Below are 4,615 nucleotides of genomic sequence, written 5' to 3'. Positions count from 1 at the left end.
TATTACCAACCTCTAGTTGAATGGTTGCACCAGCATCGGACTCCGGTACAGTGTAGGAAAGATAGACTTGATAGGAGAACGGTGATTGCACCTCTACGTCCCAGTAAATTCGGTCGTCGGAATTCGTCCAGTTTACTAGCCAATCATGGGCCCAGCCGTGCCCCTCTTTAAAAGATACGTTTCCTGAAAAGTAACTTTCGTGAGCGGGCAACACTACCTGAGTTTGCTCCGCAAATCCAATAGGAATAACCGTCATATCCACCGCTTCCAATTTCATTTCGTCAAACCATTCGTTATACACGGACATCAAGCTATCGTAGAGTTGAGGAAACTCTAGACGTAAATCTTCAGATTCATCAGGATCAGACTGAAGATTGTACAGTCCGGTATAGTTGGGGTAATTCACCAGCCGGTAAGTATTCGTTCTCACTGCTCCTCGCTGCGGTAGAAGCTCACGACCTGACTGCTGAAAGAAAAGCGTACGGTCCGGAATAGTTGTATTAGCCTCCATTAGAGTGCTCGCTAAATCAACTCCATCGATTTCTCGATCCGGTAGGGGTAAATTACACAGTCCGGCTAGGGTTGGTAGCACATCAATATGTGCAGCCAATCCCTCCACCATACTTCCAGTAGGAAGGCTCGCTGGCCACTGTACAAAGAAGGGAACGCGAGTCCCCCCTTCGTGGGTTGAGCCTTTAGTTCCGCGCATACCACCGTTATACCGACTGCCATTAGGGCCGTTATCAGTTAAGAAGATGACAATCGTATTATCACGAACACCTTGGCTTTCTAACGACGACAACAGTCGCCCCACATTAGCATCCATATTTTCGCACATTCCGTAAACGGCCGCGAGCTTGTTCCGCTCACCTTCATCTGACATAGTATCTAACTGGGCGTGATATTTTTCAAAATATTGGTCAGGAACTTGAAATGGCCCGTGGGGAACGTTGTAGGGTACGTAACAAAAAAACGGTTCATCTCGAGGTTGCTCAATAAACTTGATGGCTTGATCAGTCAGCACATCGGTAATGTAGCCTTCGGTAGGAAATGGCTTACCGTTGTTCTGTAAAGTAGTATTAAAGTAGTTGTTCCAATGGCCAGCACAAAAGCCAATAAATTCATCAAATCCCTGCTGATTGGGATGAAACGGAAAATGAGCACCATTATGCCATTTACCAAAACAACCCGTAGTGTACCCAGCAGATTTAAACATTTCGGCTAGAGTAACTTCTTCAGGATTCATGTTTTCCAGACCATCAGTCACCCAACGAGTACCTGTCCGCAAATTATAGCGTCCGGTTAGTAGACTAGCCCGAGTGGGGGCGCACAGCGGACTTACGTAGAAGTTTTTAATCTGCACTCCGTTACGAGCAAATTCATCCAACACTGGAGTTTGAATGATCGGATTACCGTGTACACCCACATCGCCCCACCCCTGATCGTCGGTCATAATAAGCAATACATTAGGGCGAGATTCCTCTTCAGTAGTTTCTTCCGGTGAAGAAGCGCAACTAAATAGAATTAGCGAAAGAGAACAGTATAAAAGATTAGCTAAACGCATAGTGTAGTAAATGGATAATTAAAATGGATAGAGACTACGTATAGTTGACAAATTAGCTAAATTCAAACATTTTGGTTGCTTGTAGAGTAATTTCTCCGCCAAACCCAGCAAATTATGAAGCTCCTTCGTTCTACATTTTTCCTTAGCTTTCTATTAGTAAGCGGTTCTATTCTAGCACAATCTAGCCCTGATGAACTATATCCTGATTTGTTCCGAGCGGTGCAGCTAGAACCGATATTTGAGGACTCTAAGACCTTTCCTGATTGCATTCCAAAGACCTCAGTGCAAGCAATTAATCAGGCTTACGCCCAGCAAAAAAGTCGGTCAAACTTTCGGCTCAATGAATTTGTAGAGAAGTACTTTGAGCTTCCCGTTAATCCTGCATCTGGCTTCCAAACCGATACCGCCAACTCTATTGAAGAGCATATTGAAGAGCTGTGGCCGGTACTCACCCGTGAGCCTCGCAGCGAAACCAACGGCTCGCTGATCAATCTGCCCAATCCTTACGTAGTCCCAGGCGGACGTTTTCGTGAAATATACTACTGGGATAGTTACTTTACGATGCTAGGCTTAGCGATTGATCAGCAGGCTGATTTGATTGAAAACATGGTGGATAACTTTGCCTACTTGATTGATGAAGTGGGGTTTATTCCTAACGGAAACCGTGCTTACTATACCAGTCGGTCGCAGCCACCTTTCTTTTCGCTCATGGTTCGTTTACTAGCCGATATTCAGGGAGATGATGTTCTAACTCGTTACTTGCCTCAGCTACAAAAAGAGTACGATTTCTGGATGGACGGGGCCACTAGCTTAACGAAGACTAATTCTGCTTACCGACGGGTAGTTTTACTTGATAAAGCAGTATTAAACCGTTACTGGGATGACCGACCGGTACCGCGCCCCGAGGCCTACAAAGAAGATGTAGCGGTAGCAGCTTCAGTGGGTGACGTACCAAAAGGAGTGGTATACCGAAACATTCGTGCAGCTTGCGAATCTGGTTGGGATTTTAGCAGCCGTTGGTTTCGCGACGCCCAAAACTTAAACACTATCCGTACGACTGAATTGATTCCGGTTGATCTAAATTCGCTACTGTATCATTTAGAGATTGTCCTGTCTGAAGCCTACGCTAGGAATGAACAGCCTGACCTTCAAAGGAAATTTGAGAAACTCGCGAAAGATCGCCATCGTGCCATTCGTAAGTACTGCTGGAATTCAACCGAACGCTTTTATTTTGACTACGATTTTGTATTAGGTGAAATGACTAATGAGTACACACTGGCGGCTAGCTACCCCTTATTTTTTAAGATTGCCCGCGTCCGAGAGGCTCGTGGGGTGATGCGAACCCTTAAGAGAGAGTTCTTACTGCCGGGTGGACTTCGTACCACACTCAATGCGACCGGTCAGCAATGGGATGCTCCCAATGGCTGGGCACCGCTTCAGTGGATGGCAGTACAAGGTTTAAACAACTACGGCTATACCGAGCTAACGAACGACATCAGCCAACGCTGGATTGATAATAACCAACGGGTCTATCAAAATACCGGGAAGCTAGTGGAAAAATATAATGTGCGAGACGTCAGTTTAGAAGCCGGAGGTGGTGAATATCCCGTTCAGGATGGTTTTGGCTGGTCGAACGGAGTGCTACTGAAGCTGATGGATATTACCGTAGATCAGTAGTTTCTGCTTCTTTAATTACACTTTAGCCGATTTTGGCACCGATGATGTTAATGGCCAGACAGCTTGGTGAGCGGCTCGTAAAATTAGAAAAAGCGGTATCCACCAGATGAAGTCATTGGTAATCAGGGTGTAAGCAAAAGCTGCCGGAACTTCGTTGAGGAAGTAGTTATAGATAAAACCAATCGGACCAAATATTATTCCAAGGAAGCCTACTGCCACAATTGGCCAGTGGCGTACCGGGTCAAAACTGGCCCACCAGCATATAGAATTTGGACTCCTATTTGAGAAAGAATTCTACCTTTAGTACTTTTTGGTATCTGATCTCACTCCAGTTTCATTATAGCTATCAGACATTTATCAGTAGAAATCGTTTGTTATATCACTTGACCCGCTCATTTTAAATGTTTGTTAACGTCTCGGCTATGCGCAGTGTCCCGAAGGGCATTGCGTATAGGTGTTGTTGTGCCCCGTTTTTATTTTTCTTTTTCGTCCGTGCAATGGCATGAAAGCTCTTTGCAACCGCAGGAACGAGGATTGCAATGTGCTTGATTCTTGCGTTGGCATCTTATTCAATTTCTATTTTATCTATTTCCTTCATTAGCCTTTCGGTTTCACTCAGGGCTACTATTATTTTCTGATAGTGCAAAATGTCGTCAAACTCCATTTTGCGGTCTTTTCGGTCTTTTAGCCATTTTTGGGCAGGTTGATAACCACCAATGTAAAACTCCCAAGCTACTTGCGGAACATTGTCAAAATATTGTGTGTCGTTGATATGAACTTTACCGTCTTTGTATTTGGGTTTGCCAATCACATTATCTCCGTCTATTGGGTATTGCGTAATATATTGCTCTACTGTTGAACTTTCCAATAAATGGATTAGGCGTATTTCTCCACCCAATTTTACGAGTTGCCAAAAAGTATCTTTGTCTTTTGGATATGGTACTCTTGGGAAATCAATTTTTAGAAACTCTTCATATTTATCTCGGTATTTTGGTGAATGTAAAATAGCATAGATATAATCTAAAATATCAATTGGGGCAAAGGTGTCTTTGGGAGTTTCCTTTTCATTTGTAAAGGTCAATCCTAAATTCTCAGCGATTTCCTTTACTATTACGGCATTTATATTTGGTTTTCTTTCGGTGTTTTGCTCAATGGTTTGTTGCTCATTTCTTAAAGGATATAGATAGAGTGGAAATGATTTAGGGCCACCACGTCTGAATACATTTGTATCGGTGATACAATTAGTAATAAATGCACAATCAAAAAACAATGTATTGGCCGCCTGTGGTTGACTAACTAATACTAAACCAACATTATTACTGACCTTTCGCTCGCGAAAGATTTGGATAATTGATTTATAATGTTGATACATCT

General features: G+C 43.5%; 4 protein-coding genes. 1 reads left to right on the top strand and 3 read right to left on the bottom strand.

Annotated features, from left to right (window positions below; genetic code table 11):
- Positions 1 to 1,564: arylsulfatase (locus WBA23_RS24330; protein WP_424584876.1), on the bottom strand; the 1,564-nt coding region annotated here is incomplete at its 3' end.
- Positions 1,565 to 1,678: 114 nt separating this feature from the next.
- On the opposite strand from WBA23_RS24330, the gene treA reads away from it, so the two are divergent.
- Entirely contained in the window at positions 1,679 to 3,241 is a 1,563-nt protein-coding gene (gene treA, locus WBA23_RS24325) for an alpha,alpha-trehalase TreA (RefSeq protein ID WP_424584875.1), read from the top strand.
- A gap of 15 nt (positions 3,242 to 3,256) precedes the next feature.
- On the opposite strand, the gene WBA23_RS24320 is transcribed toward treA, so the two are convergent.
- Positions 3,257 to 3,460, bottom strand: coding sequence for a hypothetical protein (locus WBA23_RS24320; protein ID WP_424584874.1), 204 nt, complete (start codon positions 3,458 to 3,460; stop codon positions 3,257 to 3,259).
- Between the two features lie 346 nt (positions 3,461 to 3,806).
- On the bottom strand, positions 3,807 to 4,615 hold an 809-nt coding region (locus WBA23_RS24315; protein ID WP_424584873.1), incomplete at its 5' end, for a type ISP restriction/modification enzyme.

It is taken from the genome of Tunicatimonas sp. (assembly GCF_049647865.1).
Lineage (GTDB): Bacteria > Bacteroidota > Bacteroidia > Cytophagales > Cyclobacteriaceae > Tunicatimonas.
The sequence above is the reverse complement of the archived record's forward strand: the minus strand, read 5'-3'. Positions and strand labels throughout refer to the sequence as shown.

What these genes read in the sequence shown, in the direction of transcription:
- treA (WP_424584875.1), top strand. Translation starts at nt 1,679, where the DNA reads ATGAAGCTCCTTCGTTCTACATTTTTCCTTAGCTTTCTATTAGTAAGC.